Origin of the sequence: Variovorax sp. DXTD-1, from assembly GCF_003984625.1 — a bacterium.
In the GTDB taxonomy this organism is placed as follows: domain Bacteria; phylum Pseudomonadota; class Gammaproteobacteria; order Burkholderiales; family Burkholderiaceae_C; genus Variovorax.
The window spans coordinates 27,173-43,199 of record NZ_RWKH01000025.1; the positions used below are offsets into that span (position 1 = coordinate 27,173).

A 16,027-nucleotide genomic window follows, 5' to 3' on the forward strand; every position below is an offset into this window, starting at 1 on the left:
TGCGGCCGCATTGCGCTGGTCCCGGTACAAATGGTGTTCGCGCGGACCGGGAGCGGTGTCGGCTTCGCCCGACGTCGCCTGTAGGGGTTCTTCGGGCCAACGATGCCGCTTCGGTTCACTCTTCGCGGAACGGCTTTTCGGGGCGTCCGGGCTGGCTGTAGGGCGAACTCCCGTGGTTGTCGGTTTCGCCCACGCCGGCATCGCCCGGCGTTGGCGGCTTGCGCTCGCCTGTGATTGCGGGGCCGTCGTTGGGGCCGACGGGATCGCCGTTCTCCGCGGGCGTCTTGGCCTCGCGCTTCATGCTTTTCTCTGCGGGTGTGGGCTTGCGGTATGCGGCCGAACTCGCCGCTTCATCCGGCGCGGCGGGCCTGTGCGTCGTTGTCGATCTGGTCACGCTGTGTCCTTTCGAAAACTTCACCGTGCGCCGCGCCAGCTCTGCCGTGCGTAGGAAAGCGTCGCATCTTCGGCGCAAGCGCCCGGCAATCGGGCAAGCAGGCACGCAACCGGCGCAAGGACGGTGTTCCTGCCTACAGCACACCGTGGTGTTGCGCGCGAAAAAAGAGGCTTCAGTTTTCGAGGATTCGATTCATGGCCAACGATGTATCGCGCTCCGCGCCTCGCCCTCTGCGAAAGTACGGTGTTGCTGCCGCATTGCTGCTCTCTGTGGCGGCAGTGGGCGCACAGCCCACCGGCAACCCGAAGGGGACACGCGCGCCCCCCATCAGCGATTCAGCCGAACCGCAGGGTGCGCGCCCCGCAGACCAGCCTCGCGGCTCCATCGACCAGGGCCCGCTGGGCTCGGACAAGGGGCCCGCCGCCGCACGCACGCAAACCTCGCGTCCGCCCTCGACCGCCACGCCGGGGGGCATTGCGCCTTCTCGCGACGGCGACCCTTCCAAGGAGCAGCGCGGCAGCGACAAGCGGCATGCGCGGCCCGCGCCCCAATAGATGAACAGCGAGCCAAACATGACTTCCACTACCCAGATCGATGCACGCGTCGTCGGCCCCATGGAATTTCGCGCGGGCGACGGCCCGCAACTGAAGATTCCGGAAGGCAACTGCCAGATTCTGATGGCGGACGACAGCGTCGTCATCACGTGGACCGAGAACGGCCAGTCGCTGACCGCCGCCATACCAAGGATCGAGTTCGACCGCTACATCCAGGACGGTGCGATCGTGCTGGGGAGGGGTTGAACACCCTCCTCTGCTCAATCGCGCACCCTGGCCGCCGTGTCGATCGCCTGGGTGTACGAGGCGGCTTCTTCTTCGGTCATGGAGCCTTCCAGTTCCGCCAGTTCGAGCCGCTCGAAATCATAGGAAATCCATTCGAACAGGTGGGACTTCGGCATGTCGTCGAGGCTTTCGCAATCGCTCCACGATTGCAGCCGCGTGGGAGCGCTTTCCAGCAGCATGCGCAGGTACAGCGCCCGGGCAACCTTGATCTCGGCAATCTGGCGCGGGTCGTCGATGACGACGCGCAATTCAGCGAGCGCCTGCTCGCAGTGCAGCACGCGGCGGTGAGCCTCGCCCAGGAGTGCTTCGGCCTCATCGGGCGCATTCGCCCTTGCCTGCCAGGCGCGGGCGAACTCGCGCGCAATGCGGGCGTAGGCAAGCTGCTGAAGGCTCTGGAGCGCGCAATCGAGTTGGCGTTGCATGGTCATGGCCGTATCCACCCAACCCCGCTTCAGGCGGCTCTGTCTTCGCCGTCTTCTTCGTCTTCGGGCTCGCCCGCCTCATCGGCCAGTTCGTCCGGCATGCCGGCATCTTCCTGATCGATGGATGCGGCCACGTCGGCCGCGCTGCCAGGAACGATGCCCACGCGGTCCGGCAGGATGTCTGCGTCGGGCGCCACCGGCGGTGCGTCGGCCGATGCGCGCTCGCCGGTTCCTTCGGCGTCGCTGCTGCTTTCATGCGCCACCGGCAGCGCGCCTTCGGCGGCATCTTCAGGAATGACGGAACGCTCGCGCGAGGTGCGCACATCGCTTGCGCTGTCGCTCGTGTCGCTGGGGCCAAGGCTGTCGACGTCCGTTCCCTTCGGTTCCGCCGGCGGATAGTCGCCTCCCAGGATGCTGCTCGTGGCCATGGCTTTGTTCACTTCATGAAAAACGTTGATGAACGCAAGGGCTGATTCCTCACGTGCTTCAGACTGGATAGCCGAGGCCTGCTTGCGCGTAGGAAATCCGCGCGTCCGGGGCGCAGTCATTCACGGAGATTGCGCATCGGCAGTGGGTACCCTGGTCCATCGAGGCTCCGAGCAAGGGCGAGGTCCAGAGCATGGACCGGGGCACCGCAAGACAGCTCAAGCGCGACATCGACAGCGTGAGCGTCGGCCCGCGCGCAACGCTGCAGGTGTATGAGCACGCGATGTTCAGGGACCGCACCGTCAACTTCCCCGCCAACAGCCGCGAAGGCGGCCTCATGCGCAAGCTGGGCTTTGGCGGACGAATCGAGGCGATGAAGCTCAGCTGCTCCTGAGCGGGGCCGTTGAGGCCGGCGCAACAAGCCTCAGGCTTGCGCTTCTGTCAGGGCCTGCGCGGCCACCACCGCTTCGGTGCGGTTGCGCACATTGAGCGCGCGAAAGATGGCTGCAAGGTGAATCTTGACCGTGCCCTCGCTGATGCCCAGGCTGCGCCCGATGAGCTTGTTGGGCTTGCCCTGCGACAGCAGCTGCAGCACCTCCACCTGGCGCTCGGTGAGCACGCTGCGCAGGTGCTCCAGCGTTGCCGCTGATGCGCCCGCGGCGCCGTTCTGCGTGGGCGCCACGCCGGCCACAATGCCTGGCGGCAGCGCCGTCAGCATCATCGGCGGCACATACACGCCGCCCGCCAGCACCAGCCGCACGGCCGAGAGCATTACCTCGGGCGAATAGGCCTTGGGAATGAAGCCGAGCACGCCGCGCTCGAGAGCGCTTCGCATGATGGCGGGGTCTTCGTAGCCGGACAGCACGATCACCGGCACGGCCGGGTGGCGGCGGCGAATCTCGTCGATGTGGGCCTGGCCATCTGCACCGGGCATGTTGAGATCGATCAGGGCCAGATCGAGCTCGTCGTTGGCGCCGGCAAGCAATTCGTCGACGCTCATGGCCAGGACGAATTCAATGCCGGGCTCGAGCTCCGACAACTTGGCCTTGACCGCCTCGATGACGAGCCGGTGGTCGTCGGCGATCAGAATTTTCATGGCGTGTCCCAGTGTCCCAGCGTGCGTTGAATTCAGCGGAAGCCGAAGATACCGGCGATTGCCCCGCGCAGCAATACCGCATCTACCCACGAACGGCATAGACCCCAAGCGATATGGCGCCCGCCGCGCCTCGTTTGGAAGAATGAATGCCCATTCGAAGGAACCGGGGACATAGGCATGCGCCACTGCTGCAGACGCCGGTGCAAGGCATCCTTCACCACGCAAGCGCAGTGAGCGGGGCACAATCATGGCCCGCCTGCTCGACAGTTTTTCGGCCTTCATCTCGTTCGGCCTCGCCCTTGATGCATCCATTGCGGCATCGACTGCCGGCGGCCTCGCCGCGCTTTCCCATGATGCTGCACAGCAACAGGCGCGCCGCCTGCTCGACGAAGCGCGCGCCGCGGCCGGAGCATCGGGCACGCCCGCGGGGCAGGTCGAGTCCGCCGCGTTTGCCATGGTGGCCTGGATCGACGAAATCCTCGCGCGCCATCCCGGTGCCGGAGCCGATGCTGCGCCGCTGCAGATGCAGCTCTTCAATTCGAACAACGCCGCCAGCGAGTTCTTCCATCACCTCTCAGCCCTGACCGCGCAGGACGACGAGGTGCGCGAGGTCTACTGGCATGCGCTGGTGCACGGCTTCAAGGGCCAGTATTACTTCGAGACCGGCGACCAGGGCGAGCTCGGCAAGCTGAAGGAGCTGCACAGCCGGCAATTGCGGCTCCAGCCGCTGGCGCTCGGCAGTCTGGTGCAGGACCACATCACGCCGCAGCCCTATCGCGTGGCCGATCCGCCCGGCCCCTACGACACGCGGCGCCGCGACCGTGCGCTGCTGCGGGCCACGGCTTCGCTCACGCTGCTGCTGCCCCTGCTCTACCTCCTGTGGTGGCAGTGGCTCGCCGGCCCCTCCACCGCCGAGCCGCCCCTGGCCGGACGCATCGAGCAGCATCTGCAAAGCTACGCATGCGCGGATCTCGCCGCCACCGCCCGCAAGGACGGGAGCCTGCGCGTGAGCGGCTTCGTCTCGCTGCCGGCGGACCTGGAACGGGTCGAGCGCGAAGTGGCCGCAATACCCGGCGCGGGGTCGCCCACCTTCGACGTCGAACTGCGCGCGTGGCCGCATTGCGAAGTCTCGGCAATCCTCAAGCCCTACCAGCTGCGCAACCGGGAGAAGGCCCTGGGACTGGCAATGGACGTTCCCACCGCCACGAACAGCGAGCTGCGCGAAGGCGACAAGGTGCGCGTGCAGGTGTCCGCACCCGGCCACGACAGCTACCTGTGGGTCGACTACTACACCGCCGACGGTTCCGTGATGCACCTCAACGCCGGGCAGTCGGCCACGCGGCTGCGCGCCGGTGAAAAGCTCGAATTGGGGCGCGACATTCCCTCGAGCTGGCTCGTGGGCCCACCGTTCGGCCGCGTGCTGGTCACGGCGGTTTCCTCGCCGTTGCCGCTCGCCGCCATTGCCGACCGGCCGCCCTTCGAGCTCGCCTCGGCCTATCTGCTGCGGCTGCGCGAAGCGCTTGCGGCCGGCAAGGGAAGCGAGCGGCTGGTGGCCGACTTCGTGTTTCTGGAAACCGTCCCGCGCTGAAACGCCGGGAAGAACGCGACGCCACCGCCATGACCGCCGTTCTCTCGCCCGTGCATCTCTTCTGGCTCCTGCTTGCGCTGTGCCTGGTGGGGTTCGCGCTGCTGTACGGCATGGTTCGCGATGCGGGCCGCGGTGCGCGCCGGCGTGCGCTGCGGCGGCGCATCGACGCGCTCGGCCCCTGGGCCGCCGGGGCCGACGAAGCCGCCATCCCGGCCATCAACGAAGCCATGTCGCGCGCCCGGCAGGCCCTTCGCCAGCCACCGCGGCCACGCGACGCGCCGGTGCCGTGGTTTCTCTTCCTGGGCGACGTGGCGGCCAATCTGCCGGGACTGCTTGCGGCCGCCGGCGCCGAATGCCTTCCGCCACCGGACAGCGAGCCCTTCGGCGAACCCTACTGGCGCTGGTGGCTGACGGGTTCCATGGCCGCCATCGAACTACACCCGGCCGCTGTGAGCGACAAGGCCAACGAGCCGCACACGCGCGGCCTCTGGTTGCAGGCGCTGCTGGCGCTGGCCGAGCGACGCGAGCGCTTGCCGCTCAACGGCTTGGTGGTGTGCGTTGCAGCCAGCGAGCTGCTGCGCACGGACACCGCAAGCATGAAGCACCTGGCAGCCAGGATGCGGCGCCTGCTCGACGAGGCCGGCGACACCCTGCGCCTGCAGTTGCCCGTCTATCTTGTCGTGACCGGGCTTGAACGATTGGCCGGCTATGCCGCGCTGCGCGGCGCATTGCCGCCCGAAGTGCTGGCGCAAGCCGTCGGCCATCGTCTGGCCGAGCCGCTCGCCGCCAACGACACCGCCGCCGCGCGGCTCGATGCCGTGTTCGACCCCTTGGCGCAGCAACTGCATGCGCTGCGCATGGCCCTGCTGCGAGAACAGCCGAGCGCATCGGGCCGGCTCGCGATCCATGAATTCATCGAGGCGATGCGCGCGCTGCAACCCGCACTTCGCCAGGTTGCCGATGCCTTGTTCGAAGGCCATGGCCGCGGTTCGCGCGGGCCGCGGTGGCGCGGCCTCTATTTCACGGCCGCCGCATCGGGCGGGGCCGGCGGCGCGTTCACGGCCGACCTGTTCGGGCGCTTCCTGCCCGCCGACCAGCCGCTCGTGCGGCCTGGGCGCCCGCCGAACGCGAACACGCCGCCATGAAACGGCTACTTGCTCTCGATGCGGATCTGTCGGGCGCCGAAGGTCACCGTCATGGCCTGGGCCTTGCCGGTTTGCACGGGGCGCACTTCGCGCCAGCGCGCACGGTCGAGGTCACGGAACGCCGCCATCACGCCGATGGCCTTGGCATCGGGCGGCAGGGTGAGGTCGAGCTTGCGGGTCTCGCCGGGGCGCAGCAGCACCTCTTCGCGCTGGACGAGCTCTGCGCCCAGCGTGGCCTGGTCTTTTTCGAACAGCGAGAAGAAGTCCGCACCTTCGAACGGGCCAGGCGACTTCAATGCATAGACGCGCACCGTGAGCGGCGAAGCGCGGCCGCGCGCGTCGGGGTTGGCATCGGCACCTGCAACCAGCGTGATCGACACCGTCGTGACCACGGGCTTGGGTGCGCAGCCTGCGAGCAGCACACCCGTCAACACCAGGCCCGAGGCCAGTGCAAGGCGCCGCGAGACCGCAGCGAAAGAGCGTCCATAGGACGAATGGTGTGTACCCAGCGTGCGCATGCTATTCCCTTCGTTGCATTGACCGGTTCTGCTGCATCTTTGATTATCACCAGCCAACTCGAACAGGCAACATGCTGACCAACGAACTTGTCGAAGCCCTGCTCACGCCCATCGGCGAGGCATCGCCGTGCGGCGACGATCTGGAGTACGACGCTGCCTTTACCGCGCTCACCACCGCAGCGCAGGGCAAGCCCGAGCAACAGTTCGGCGACACCGTCATTGCCGCGGTGGAGCCCGAGTGGCGCGAGGTGGCCGAACAGTCCGACGCGATCCTGCGCCGCAGCAAGGACGTGCGCGCCGCCGTGCTGTTGCTGCGCGCTGCCACGCGGTTGCAGGGACTCGCAGGTTTCGTTGCCGGGCTCGAACTGCTCACCCGCCTGCTCGACAAGTTCTGGGACGGCATACATCCAAAGCTCGATGCCGAGGACGACAACGATCCCACCATGCGCCTGAACGCGCTCGCGCCGCTCGGCGACGAGACGATGGTCCTGCGCGACCTGTACGACGCGCAGGTGGGCGTGGCGCCGGGCGTGGGCGCAATCCGCGTGCGCGACATCGCGGTGGCCAACAACGCGTTGAACGCGGTCGGGGGTGAAGCCACCTATTCGCCGGCACAGATCCAGGGCGGGCTCGAAGCGCTCCATGCCGAGCGGCCCGAGCTGATCCAGGCCGCCATGGGCGTGCCCGGCCTGGTCGAGAAGCTGCAAGCCCTGCTGGTCGAGCGCACAGGCCGCTCCGACGCGATCGACCTCTCTGCGTTGCGCACCATCGGCCGCATGCTGCAGAAAGCCTGCAGCGCCGCCATCGGTGCGCCCGAGGAAGCCGGCGCCACCGAAGAAACGCAGGGCGATGCCCCGCAAGCCGGCGGTACGCCGCGGCCCGCGGCGGCGCGCGGCGAGATCCAGAGCCGGCAGGACGCACTGCAGATGCTGGACCGCGTGATCCGCTTTCTCGAGCAGACCGAGCCCGGCAATCCCGCGCCGCTCCTGATCGAGCGCGCCAAGAAGCTCATCGGCGTGAGCTTTCTCGAAATCATGGCCAACCTCGCACCCGGCGCGCTGGACACGATCGAAACCGTGACCGGCAAGCGCCCCTCCGAGTAGCCGTCTTTTCCCGCACCCTTTTTTTCCTGTTGATCGAACCGCCCCATCTACCCCCGCAAGGAGCATTGCCATGGCCAAGAGCAGTCAGAAATTCATCGCCCGCAACCGGGCGCCACGCGTGCAGATCGAATACGACGTGGAACTCTACGGCGCCGAGAAGAAGATCCAGCTGCCGTTCGTGATGGGCGTGCTGGCCGACCTGTCGGGCAAGCCGGCCGATCCGCTCGCACCCGTGGCCGACCGCAAGTTCCTCGAGTTCGACGTCGACAACTTCGACTCGCGCATGAAGGCCATGAAGCCGCGCGCCGCGTTTGCCGTGGAGAACTCGCTGACCGGCGAAGGCGAACTCAAGGTCGAGCTCACCTTCGAGAACATGGAAGATTTCTCGCCCGCCGCCGTGGCCAGGAAGGTCGGCGCGCTCGACAAGCTGCTCGAGGCGCGCACCCAGCTCTCGAACCTCGTGACCTACATGGACGGCAAGAACGGCGCCGAGGAACTGCTGGCCAAGGTGCTGGAAGACCCGGCCCTTCTGCAGTCGCTGGCCGCCACCGCCAAGCCGGAGGACGGCAGCAAGCCGGCCGCCTGAACCCCAACACCTGACACACCGGACCACGAGGAGAAACCACCATGGCCGAAGCACTCGAGCAGAGCGCACTCAAAGACGTCGCTTATGCGGGCAGCGACTTTTCGTCGCTCCTGCAAAAGGAATTCAAGCCGCGCAGCGACGAAGCCAAGAGCGCCGTCGAAGCCGCGGTGCTCACGCTCGCGCAGCAGGCGCTGAGCAACAGCACCGTGATCGGCAAGGACGTGACCAAGTCGATCCAGGCCATGATCGCCGCGATCGACGCCAAGCTGACCGACCAGGTCAACAAGATCATTCACCACCCCGACTACCAGAAGCTGGAGAGTGCGTGGCGCGGCCTGCACTACATGGTCAACAACACCGAAACCGACGAGCATCTGAAGATCCGGGTGATGGACATTTCGAAAACGGACCTCGCCAAGAGCCTGAAGAAGTTCAAGGGCGCGGCCTGGGACCAGAGCCCGATGTTCAAGAAGATCTACGAACAGGAATACGGCCAGTTCGGCGGCGAGCCCTTCGGCGCGCTGGTGGGCGACTACCACTTCGACCAGAGCCCGCCCGATATCGAACTGCTCGGCGAGATGGCCAAGATTGCCGCCTCGGCGCATGCACCCTTCATCACCGGCGCAAGCCCCAACCTGATGCAGATGGAATCGTGGCAGGAGCTCGCCAACCCGCGCGACCTGACCAAGATCTTTCTCACGCCCGAGTACGCCGGCTGGCGGTCGCTGCGCGATTCCGACGACGCCAAGTACCTGGGCCTTTGCATGCCGCGCTTCCTGGCGCGCACGCCCTACGGCGCCAACACCAACCCGGTGGAGGAGTTCGACTTCGAGGAAGACACCGCCGGCGCCGACCACAGCAAGTACGCCTGGGCCAACGCGGCGTATGCGATGGCCACCAACATCAACCGCTCCTACAAGCTCTACGGCTGGGGATCGCGCATCCGCGGCATCGAGTCGGGCGGCGCGGTGGAGAACCTGCCGCTGCACACCTTCCCGAGCGACGACGGCGGCGTGGACCAGAAGTGTCCGACCGAGATCGCCATCAGCGACCGGCGCGAGGCGGAACTGTCGAAGGCCGGCCTGCTCTCGCTCATCCACCGCAAGAACTCCGACTTCGCGGCCTTCATCGGGGCGCAGTCGCTGCACAAGCCGGCCGAGTACGACGACCCGGATGCCACGGCCAACGCCAACCTGGCGGCCCGCCTGCCCTACCTCTTTGCCTGCAACCGCTTCGCGCACTACCTGAAGTGCATCGTGCGCGACAAGGTCGGCAGCTTCAAGGAGCGCGACGACATGCAGCGCTGGCTCAACAAATGGATCATGAACTACGTGGACGGCGACCCCGTCAACTCCTCCGAAGAGACCAAGGCCAGGAAGCCCCTGGCCGCGGCCGAGGTGGTGGTGGAGGAGGTCGAGGGCAACCCCGGCTACTACACCTCCAAGTTCTTCCTGCGCCCGCACTACCAGCTCGAAGGCCTCACGGTGTCGCTGCGGCTGGTATCGAAGCTGCCCTCGGCCAAGGGCGGCAAGTAACGGGCGGCATATGCCATCGGCGCGCCTTTGAAAACGGGGGCCGCCACTCGTTCTCTCCATAGCTCCCGGGCACCGCCAATCAGGCACCGCACGGAAGCCCTTTTTTTCTCTGACTCGCACACACAACTGAAAGGTAAGCATCATGGCTGCAGACATGTTTTTGAAGCTCGAGGGCGTCGACGGTGAATCCAAGGACGATTCGCACAAGAAGGAAATCGACGTTCTCTCCTGGAGCTGGGGCGCCAGCCAATCCGGCACCGGCCATGTCGGCGGCGGCTCGGGCGCGGGCAAGGTAAGCGTGCAGGACCTCTCGGTCACCAAGTACGTGGACGCCTCCTCGCACCTGCTGCTGCTCGATTGCTGCAACGGCCAGCACATCAAGAAGGGCACGCTGGTGGTCCGCAAGGCCGGGGCCACGCCGCTCGAATACATCAAGCTCACGATGGAAGACATCATCGTCAGCAACATTCACACCGGCGGCAGCGGCGGCGAAGACCGCCTGACCGAAACCGTCACGCTGAACTTCTCGAAGTTCAAGTACGAGTACACGCCGCAGAAGGCCGACGGTTCCGGCGACGGCACCAAGGAAACCGGCTGGGACATCGCCGCCAACAAGAAGGTCTGAGGCACCTCGCGCCGCGGCCGCCCGGTGGACGGCGGCCGCCCCCTTGACCTTCCAGCTGGAGACACGCGATGGCCACACTCAACGCCAAGGTCCTTCAGTGGGCCAGCGCACAGCTCGGCAAACAGATCGGCGCAGGCGAATGCTGGGACCTGGCCAACAAGGCCCTGGGCCAGGCCGGCGCCGGCACCTCGTCGGATTTCGGCCCCATGGGCGCCGACGACGATTACATCTGGGGCGACGAAGTCGCGCTCAAGGATGCGCTTCCCGGCGACATCCTGCAGTACCGCGACTACGAGATGACGACGACCACCACGACCGACGTCACCTTTGCCGACGACTCGGGCTGGACCGACAGTCCCTATGTGACGGTCGGCCACTCGCACCACACCTCGATTCTTTCCAAGAACCCGGGCACCGGCGCCATCACGGTGCTGGAGCAGAACCACCTGGGCAACAAGGAGGCCGTGCGTTCCAGCACGATCCGCTGGAAGGGCAGCTCCACCTCGACCACCACCCGCAAGCCGATGAAGCGGCAGGACAACGGCAAGATGGAGTCGGCTCTCGTGGTGGTCACGGTGGACGTGACGGTGACCGGCACGCTCAAGGCCTACCGTCCGAAAAAACCCTAGTCCGCCGGTTTCCCGTTCGCCTCGATGGCCGCGGGCATCGTCTCTTCCCCGGCCGCCGGCATCAGGCGCGTGGCGTCGTCGACGTCATCGGGAATCACCCACAGCGTGAGCGCCGTGTAGTTGTCGTGCCCCGGCTTGGCGTGCGCCTTGATCTGCGCGTCGAGCTGCTCGGTCCATTGGCTGGGCGTGCGCGAAGCATGCAACGTGTCGACCAGGCACTCGTCGCCCAGCGGCTCCCACACGCCGTCGCTGCACAAGAGCAGCACGTCACCCGGCATCAGGCGCATGCGGTCGGACACCGTGATGTCGGGAGCCTCCTCTACCGAGCCGAGTGCCGAGAGCAGCATGTTGCGTTGCGGATGCAGGCGCGCGCCTTCCTCGTCGAGCATGCCGCCGGCGACCATCTGCTGCACCAGGCTGTGATCGGTGGTGCGCGCCACGATCGCGCCGCCGCGGAACAGGTAGGCGCGGCTGTCGCCGCTGTGAACCCATGCGAGCGCCTGGCTCTCCAGGTCGATGGCCGCAAAGACCACCGTGGAGCGCATGCCGGCAAGCTTGCCGCCTTCGGACTGCCGGGCCACCACGTCGCGGTTGGCCTGTTCGACCAGCGTGCGCAATGTGAATTCGTCCAGCCCCGGCGCCGCCGAGAAGCCGCCCAGCACGCTGCTGCGCGCCGTTGCCGCCGCCACATCGCCGCCGCCATGGCCGCCCGCGCCGTCGGCCACCAGGCAGGCGACGTAGCGCTCGTCGTGCCAGTGGCCGTGGACGTCCTCGTTGTAGTTGCGGCCGCCCTGCCGGGACAGCGTGACGATTTCTATTTCCAAGCGGGGTGCCTCGCGTTTGCTGGTGCTGTTGTACTTGTGCCTGGGGGGAACGCTCTTCAGGTGTCCGACTTGAGGCGCGCCATCTGCTCTTCGTAGGCCTCGAGGAAGGCCTTGCCGAAGAGGTTGTGGAAGTCGTCTTCCGCCTCGCTCGCAATGCCACCGTAGAGCGCCACGAACTGGTCCCAGAGCTTGGCCTTGCGGTTGGCGGTGAACAGCGCGTCGAGCGCCGACTTCGCGCTGATCTTCTTCTCGAGCTCGTCGGGCTCGAAGCGCGCGATGACGTGCGCCAGCGCCGCGCGCATGCCCACCATCACGCCGAACTGGTGCGCGCGCAGGTCGTTGAACGCATCGCGCATCGCGGCCTCCGGCGGCATGAAGCCGCGCACCCCGGGGCCCAACAGGTGGGCCAGCGCGACCTCGACGGTCGGCGAGAACTTGAGCGGGTTGTTGGCCTGCGAGGCGATCATCGTGACCTCGGCGCGCACCTCGCGCTTGAACTCCTGGCGCGTGAGCAGGAGTTGCAGCGTGCCCTCGGTGGCGCTGCGCAGGATTGAGCCGATGCGCTCCATGAGGCCGGGCGTGAGCATCTCGGGCGCCTGGTGCGTGCTGGCCAGGCCGCGCAGGAAGGCGGCGAGCAGTTCGTCGTCGGAGGCCGTGCGCGAGGCCGCGGCGGGCGCCCGCTGGACGGGCGGCGGTGGCGGCGGTGGCGGCGGCGGTGGCTCGAACGGCCGGCTGGCGACCTCGGGGCCGCTGATGCGGATCGGCTGGCCCGTGATGTCGTCGAACTGCGGCAGCGCTTCCACCGGCGCGGCGGCCAGTGGCGCAGGCGGCGGTGGCGTGACGGCCCTGGGCGGCGTGAAGCCGAACTGGTCGATCGGCACATGGTCCGAGCGAGGCGTCGGCGTGGCCGGTGCCGCGCTCTGCAACGCGGCCAGCGGATCGGCGGAAGAAGCCGTGTTCGGCTGCAGCAGCGGATCGGCCAGCGGCGACAGCGCGAGCGGATCACCGCCGATTCCGCCACCACCGCCCATGCCGCCGAAAAGCTCGTCGATGCCGGCTGCCTTGCCATGCGCGGGCGGTGCGCCGAGGTCGGAGAAATCGAGCGCAGCGAGGCCCGCGGCCGGCGCGGAGGACGGCGTGGGCCCGAGCAGGCTGGCGAATGGATCGACCTGCGCAGCCTGCGCGTTGCGCGAGCCGCTTTCCATCGGGTCGGGAAAGAGCAGCGCATCCGCGCTCTCGGGCGCGGCGGCCCTCGCGCCGGACACAGGGCCCGCACCGGCCGCGGCAGGTGCCGGCGATCCGAGCCCCGCAAGCAGGTCGGCAAAGGGATCGTCGCTCGTGCTGGCCTGGGGGGCTGCGCCGAGCGGCGGCGACATCACGGTGTTGGGAATGGCCAATGCCGGTGGCGCGGCCGCGCTCATGCGCACGCTGAGCTCGAAGCTGCCCACGACCAGCCGCGCGCCATCGGTGAGCGGCGCCTCCTTGCCCGAGCCCAGCGACACGCCGTTGCACTGCATCGGATTGCTGCCACGGTCGATGACGAAGTACTGGCCGTCGCGGCACAGCACCTGTGCATGCACGCGCGAGACCGTGCGGTCCGGGTCGTCGAGCACCAGCGTGTTGGTGTCGGCACGTCCGATGGTGCCCCCGTTGGGCCCGAAATCGGCAGCGATGGGCTGCCCCGCCGGAGCGCCTTGCCGGGTGATGACAGCGATATGGATCATGAATCGGCCCCCGAGGCTCTAGGCCTGTCTACGCCCCAAAACAACCCACGCATGCGCGGGCGAAAAAACTCAGAAGGAGTATTCATTCCGTGGGGCGGGTTGGCAATCTCGCCTTAAGAGGTATGCCATTGCAGCCAGGCCGCGACGGCGGTGAAGATCGATGCGGCGAGGATGCAGGGAGTCCGCATGGTGCTCAGGCTTCCATGGCGTCGAGCCAGCGCCGTTGCCGCCATGCCGGCGCGGCGACGGGAAACAACGGCGTTCCGGGTTGCAGCAGGCACAGGTGCTGGGCCGCCGCCGCGCGCTGGCGCTGGTGGCCGTGGCGCAGCACGCGCACGCAATGCGTCTCGTCCGGCGGCCGCCCCAGGAAATATCGGACCCCGGGCGTGAAGATATGGCCGTCCGCCTGCCACCAACGCGCGATCGCCTGGACGTCGGGCCACGGCAGATCGGCGTCTTCGTCTTCGGCGACCTTGTCGTCGTCCGGATCGTCCGTGAGTCCCCTGCTGCCGCGTCCGGCCGATGCGCCCGCACGCGAGGAGGCCTGCACCGAAAGGCCGGTGATCGTGCGCAGCGCCTCGCCCGCGATGCGCGCCGACGCGGGGTCGTCCAGCTGGCGCATCAGCCACGGCACGAGCTGCGCATCGCCCGCGGTACCGCAAGCCTCGATGAGACGGCGCAGTGCCGGGCGGCCCTCGGAGCCCTGGACGGCCTGCGTCATCTGCCCCAGCACATGGCGCACTCGCGGCAGATCTGCGGCACGCAGGAACAGCGCCAGCGCCTCGGGTGCCTCGGCCGTCGCGCCGCCCGCCATCTGTTCGAGCACATCGAGCGCCGGATGCGCTTCCCCCAGCATCAAGGCGGCGCACGCGGCGCGAAAACGCACCTGCGTGCTCCCGTGAGCCAGGTTCTCGCGCACGCGATCGATGCAGTCCGCCACGCCGACCTCGCCCGCCAGCTGCAGCGCGCGGGCACGAACCGCATCGTCGCTGTCGTCCAGGAGCGCCCACAGCAAATCGCCGGGCGGCGTGCGGTGCAGGTGCATGGCGGCGGCGGCGAGGTAACGCGCCAGCGGTGCGCCCGCCGTCGCCATCTTCACCACGAGCCCCCGCAGGGCATTGCTGGACACCCAGCCGAATGCGTCCACCAGGCTCGCATCGCAAACGCCGTCCGCGACCTCGACGCCCGCGGCCGCCGCCAGCACCTCCCGCAGCTGCGTCGCGTCGCCCGATTCCACCGCCAGCACCGTGGGCGCGAACAGCCCGCCAGGCCCCGCATCCGCGGCGCACGCGATGCAGGCGCTCCAGCCCTCGGCATCGGTGGTGCGCAACAGCGCGATGTGCGCATCGATGCGCTCGTCGAAGCCCGCCAGTCGCGCGAGCGTCTCCCGCCCGCCGGCCAGGCGCGGGCGATGCTGCGCGAGCCATGCAAGCTCGTGCGGCAGTCGTTCGATCTGCCGAGCGACCACGGCGCGCGCCGACGCCGTCGCCACGCCGCCCGCGCGAACGAAGGCCCGGAATGGCGGCGTCCGCGCGCCGTCGGCGGGCCCGATCAGGCAGGCACCGCGCATTTCCCCTTCCGACGACGACTCGCACACCGCGACCGCGCCCGGTGCGTAGCCCCAGTACATCCCATGCGCGCTGACGATCACCTGCAAGGGCAAGGTGGCGCACCCCACGTCGCCGGTGAATGCCGGCAGATGGATGCACGGCAGGCCGTCACGCCAGGCCCGGTACTGCCGTGCAAGCAGTGCCGTCGACTCCCATGCTCGGTAACGCTCGCCGTTGATGTCGGTGATGCGCCATTCGATCTGCGCCTCGGTTGCGCCGGCCACGTGCAGCGCCGCATCGATCGCGCGCTGCAGGCCTCTGCCCACCGAATAGCGGTCCGTGCGCAGGCTGTCGGGCTCCCGCGCCTGGGCCGCGCCCAGCACGCAGGCCATCGCGGGTTCGCGGAACGGTCCCGAGACGCGCCCCGTCAGGAAGAAGGCCGCCGCCTCGCCGGGAATCAGCCCGAAGGGGTTGGCTGCTTCGTGCAGGCGCCCGCTATCGTGCAGGCGATCGCGGTCCTCGTCGTTCAGCATCGAATCGACGCCGCCGATCAGCGCCGCGTCGATCTCGTTGCGCGCCAGCAGTGCGTCGGCCGCCTCCAGGGCGCCCGCGCTCGAGGCGTGGCCTTCCAGCAGCACGCGCGAGTGCGGTGAAGGCCGCAGGCCCAGGCTGCGCATCGCGCGCGCGATGAAGGCACGGCCGGTTCCGTCCTGCGTGACCGCGTGGTTGCGGAACGGCTCGGGCAAGGCCACGAACAACGCGCAGCGCGCCATGTCGCCGGCATAGACGCCCAGGCACTCGCGCACCGCGCGCAACAGCAGCTTGCGCAGCCAGGCTTCGTGCGACGGCTTCAGCTTGCCCGCGGCGGGGATGGGCGCCGCCAGCAGCGGTTCGCCGGTGTTGGGCAGCACGGCCTCGATGCCGCTCAGGCCGGCCCGGATGGCCGCGCAGGTCTGCGCAGCGTCCATGCCGACGGCCGTGACGCATCCGGTGGCGTAGATCAGTTGCATGGCAGCCGACTTG

General features: G+C 68.1%; 18 protein-coding genes. 10 read left to right on the forward strand and 8 right to left on the reverse strand.

Annotated features, from left to right (window positions below; genetic code table 11):
* Positions 1-115: 115 nt before the first annotated feature.
* Positions 116-394, reverse strand: coding sequence for a hypothetical protein (locus EJI00_RS21205; RefSeq protein ID WP_260590802.1), 279 nt, complete (start codon positions 392-394; stop codon positions 116-118).
* 194 nt (positions 395-588) lie between these two features.
* Between EJI00_RS21205 and EJI00_RS21210 the strand changes: the two genes are divergently transcribed.
* Both EJI00_RS21210 and EJI00_RS21215 read left to right on the forward strand, forming a co-directional pair.
* Positions 589-948, forward strand: a complete 360-nt coding sequence (locus EJI00_RS21210) for a translation initiation factor IF-2 (RefSeq protein ID WP_126749459.1) — start codon at positions 589-591, stop codon at positions 946-948.
* 18 nt (positions 949-966) lie between these two features.
* Positions 967-1,194 carry a hypothetical protein gene (locus EJI00_RS21215; protein ID WP_126749460.1) on the forward strand — a complete coding sequence of 76 codons (228 nt, stop codon included), beginning with the start codon at positions 967-969 and terminating at the stop codon, positions 1,192-1,194.
* A 14-nt stretch (positions 1,195-1,208) separates the two neighbouring features.
* On the opposite strand, the gene EJI00_RS21220 is transcribed toward EJI00_RS21215, so the two are convergent.
* Positions 1,209-1,661: a hypothetical protein gene (locus tag EJI00_RS21220; protein ID WP_260590803.1), complete on the reverse strand. Its 453-nt coding sequence runs from the start codon at positions 1,659-1,661 to the stop codon at positions 1,209-1,211.
* 23 nt (positions 1,662-1,684) lie between these two features.
* A complete protein-coding gene (locus EJI00_RS21225) occupies positions 1,685-2,083 on the reverse strand; it encodes a hypothetical protein (protein WP_126749461.1) in 399 nt (132 codons plus the stop codon).
* 191 nt (positions 2,084-2,274) lie between these two features.
* Between EJI00_RS21225 and EJI00_RS21230 the strand changes: the two genes are divergently transcribed.
* Positions 2,275-2,475, forward strand: coding sequence for a hypothetical protein (locus tag EJI00_RS21230; RefSeq protein WP_260590804.1), 201 nt, complete (start codon positions 2,275-2,277; stop codon positions 2,473-2,475).
* A gap of 30 nt (positions 2,476-2,505) precedes the next feature.
* Here EJI00_RS21230 and EJI00_RS21235 read toward each other — a convergent pair whose 3' ends face one another.
* Positions 2,506-3,177, reverse strand: coding sequence for a response regulator (locus tag EJI00_RS21235; RefSeq protein WP_126749462.1), 672 nt, complete (start codon positions 3,175-3,177; stop codon positions 2,506-2,508).
* 247 nt (positions 3,178-3,424) lie between these two features.
* On the opposite strand from EJI00_RS21235, the gene EJI00_RS21240 reads away from it, so the two are divergent.
* Together EJI00_RS21240 and EJI00_RS21245 are read left to right on the forward strand one after the other, a co-directional pair.
* Positions 3,425-4,765, forward strand: a complete 1,341-nt coding sequence (locus EJI00_RS21240; RefSeq protein ID WP_126749463.1) for a DotU family type IV/VI secretion system protein — start codon at positions 3,425-3,427, stop codon at positions 4,763-4,765.
* 29 nt (positions 4,766-4,794) lie between these two features.
* Positions 4,795-5,910 carry a type VI secretion system protein gene (locus EJI00_RS21245; RefSeq protein ID WP_126749464.1) on the forward strand — a complete coding sequence of 372 codons (1,116 nt, stop codon included), beginning with the start codon at positions 4,795-4,797 and terminating at the stop codon, positions 5,908-5,910.
* Positions 5,911-5,915: 5 nt separating this feature from the next.
* Here EJI00_RS21245 and tssJ read toward each other — a convergent pair whose 3' ends face one another.
* Positions 5,916-6,428 (reverse strand): type VI secretion system lipoprotein TssJ, encoded by a 513-nt coding sequence (gene tssJ, locus EJI00_RS21250; RefSeq protein WP_126749465.1) that lies wholly within the window; start codon positions 6,426-6,428, stop codon positions 5,916-5,918.
* A 71-nt stretch (positions 6,429-6,499) separates the two neighbouring features.
* Here tssJ and tssA point away from each other — a divergent pair, with 71 nt between their 5' ends.
* The 5 genes from tssA (at position 6,500) to EJI00_RS21275 (ending at position 10,906) form a co-directional block, all read left to right on the forward strand.
* Positions 6,500-7,531: a type VI secretion system protein TssA gene (gene tssA, locus EJI00_RS21255; RefSeq protein WP_126749466.1), complete on the forward strand. Its 1,032-nt coding sequence runs from the start codon at positions 6,500-6,502 to the stop codon at positions 7,529-7,531.
* Positions 7,532-7,601: 70 nt separating this feature from the next.
* Entirely contained in the window at positions 7,602-8,117 is a 516-nt protein-coding gene (tssB, locus tag EJI00_RS21260) for a type VI secretion system contractile sheath small subunit (protein WP_126749467.1), read from the forward strand.
* Positions 8,118-8,158: 41 nt separating this feature from the next.
* The gene (gene tssC / locus EJI00_RS21265; RefSeq protein WP_126749468.1) at positions 8,159-9,652 is read left to right on the forward strand and encodes a type VI secretion system contractile sheath large subunit; all 1,494 of its coding nucleotides are present in this window, start codon (positions 8,159-8,161) and stop codon (positions 9,650-9,652) included.
* A 142-nt stretch (positions 9,653-9,794) separates the two neighbouring features.
* Positions 9,795-10,277: an Hcp family type VI secretion system effector gene (locus EJI00_RS21270; RefSeq protein WP_126749469.1), complete on the forward strand. Its 483-nt coding sequence runs from the start codon at positions 9,795-9,797 to the stop codon at positions 10,275-10,277.
* A gap of 68 nt (positions 10,278-10,345) precedes the next feature.
* On the forward strand, positions 10,346-10,906 hold the full coding sequence (locus EJI00_RS21275; RefSeq protein ID WP_126749470.1) for a hypothetical protein: 561 nt from the start codon (positions 10,346-10,348) through the stop codon (positions 10,904-10,906).
* Here EJI00_RS21275 and EJI00_RS21280 read toward each other — a convergent pair.
* The 3 genes from EJI00_RS21280 to EJI00_RS21290 all read right to left on the reverse strand — a co-directional run bounded on the left by EJI00_RS21280 (position 10,903) and on the right by EJI00_RS21290 (position 16,014).
* The gene (locus EJI00_RS21280) at positions 10,903-11,730 is read right to left on the reverse strand and encodes a PP2C family protein-serine/threonine phosphatase (RefSeq protein WP_126749471.1); all 828 of its coding nucleotides are present in this window, start codon (positions 11,728-11,730) and stop codon (positions 10,903-10,905) included. The two genes, EJI00_RS21275 and EJI00_RS21280, sit on opposite strands and share 4 nt — an antisense overlap.
* Positions 11,731-11,786: 56 nt before the next feature.
* Positions 11,787-13,454: a type VI secretion system-associated FHA domain protein TagH gene (tagH, locus tag EJI00_RS21285; protein WP_126749472.1), complete on the reverse strand. Its 1,668-nt coding sequence runs from the start codon at positions 13,452-13,454 to the stop codon at positions 11,787-11,789.
* A 193-nt stretch (positions 13,455-13,647) separates the two neighbouring features.
* Entirely contained in the window at positions 13,648-16,014 is a 2,367-nt protein-coding gene (locus tag EJI00_RS21290; RefSeq protein ID WP_126749473.1) for a TIGR02270 family protein, read from the reverse strand.
* Positions 16,015-16,027: the final 13 nt, after the last annotated feature.

What these genes read in the sequence shown, in the direction of transcription:
- EJI00_RS21275 (WP_126749470.1), top strand. Translation starts at nt 10,346, where the DNA reads ATGGCCACACTCAACGCCAAGGTCCTTCAGTGGGCCAGCGCACAGCTC.
- EJI00_RS21290 (WP_126749473.1), bottom strand. Translation starts at nt 16,014, where the DNA reads ATGCAACTGATCTACGCCACCGGATGCGTCACGGCCGTCGGCATGGAC.
- EJI00_RS21210 (WP_126749459.1), top strand. Translation starts at nt 589, where the DNA reads ATGGCCAACGATGTATCGCGCTCCGCGCCTCGCCCTCTGCGAAAGTAC.
- EJI00_RS21235 (WP_126749462.1), bottom strand. Translation starts at nt 3,177, where the DNA reads ATGAAAATTCTGATCGCCGACGACCACCGGCTCGTCATCGAGGCGGTC.
- tssJ (WP_126749465.1), bottom strand. Translation starts at nt 6,428, where the DNA reads ATGCGCACGCTGGGTACACACCATTCGTCCTATGGACGCTCTTTCGCT.
- EJI00_RS21220 (WP_260590803.1), bottom strand. Translation starts at nt 1,661, where the DNA reads ATGACCATGCAACGCCAACTCGATTGCGCGCTCCAGAGCCTTCAGCAG.
- EJI00_RS21225 (WP_126749461.1), bottom strand. Translation starts at nt 2,083, where the DNA reads ATGGCCACGAGCAGCATCCTGGGAGGCGACTATCCGCCGGCGGAACCG.
- tssA (WP_126749466.1), top strand. Translation starts at nt 6,500, where the DNA reads ATGCTGACCAACGAACTTGTCGAAGCCCTGCTCACGCCCATCGGCGAG.
- EJI00_RS21240 (WP_126749463.1), top strand. Translation starts at nt 3,425, where the DNA reads ATGGCCCGCCTGCTCGACAGTTTTTCGGCCTTCATCTCGTTCGGCCTC.
- EJI00_RS21230 (WP_260590804.1), top strand. Translation starts at nt 2,275, where the DNA reads ATGGACCGGGGCACCGCAAGACAGCTCAAGCGCGACATCGACAGCGTG.
- EJI00_RS21245 (WP_126749464.1), top strand. Translation starts at nt 4,795, where the DNA reads ATGACCGCCGTTCTCTCGCCCGTGCATCTCTTCTGGCTCCTGCTTGCG.
- tssB (WP_126749467.1), top strand. Translation starts at nt 7,602, where the DNA reads ATGGCCAAGAGCAGTCAGAAATTCATCGCCCGCAACCGGGCGCCACGC.
- tssC (WP_126749468.1), top strand. Translation starts at nt 8,159, where the DNA reads ATGGCCGAAGCACTCGAGCAGAGCGCACTCAAAGACGTCGCTTATGCG.
- EJI00_RS21215 (WP_126749460.1), top strand. Translation starts at nt 967, where the DNA reads ATGACTTCCACTACCCAGATCGATGCACGCGTCGTCGGCCCCATGGAA.
- EJI00_RS21270 (WP_126749469.1), top strand. Translation starts at nt 9,795, where the DNA reads ATGGCTGCAGACATGTTTTTGAAGCTCGAGGGCGTCGACGGTGAATCC.
- tagH (WP_126749472.1), bottom strand. Translation starts at nt 13,454, where the DNA reads ATGATCCATATCGCTGTCATCACCCGGCAAGGCGCTCCGGCGGGGCAG.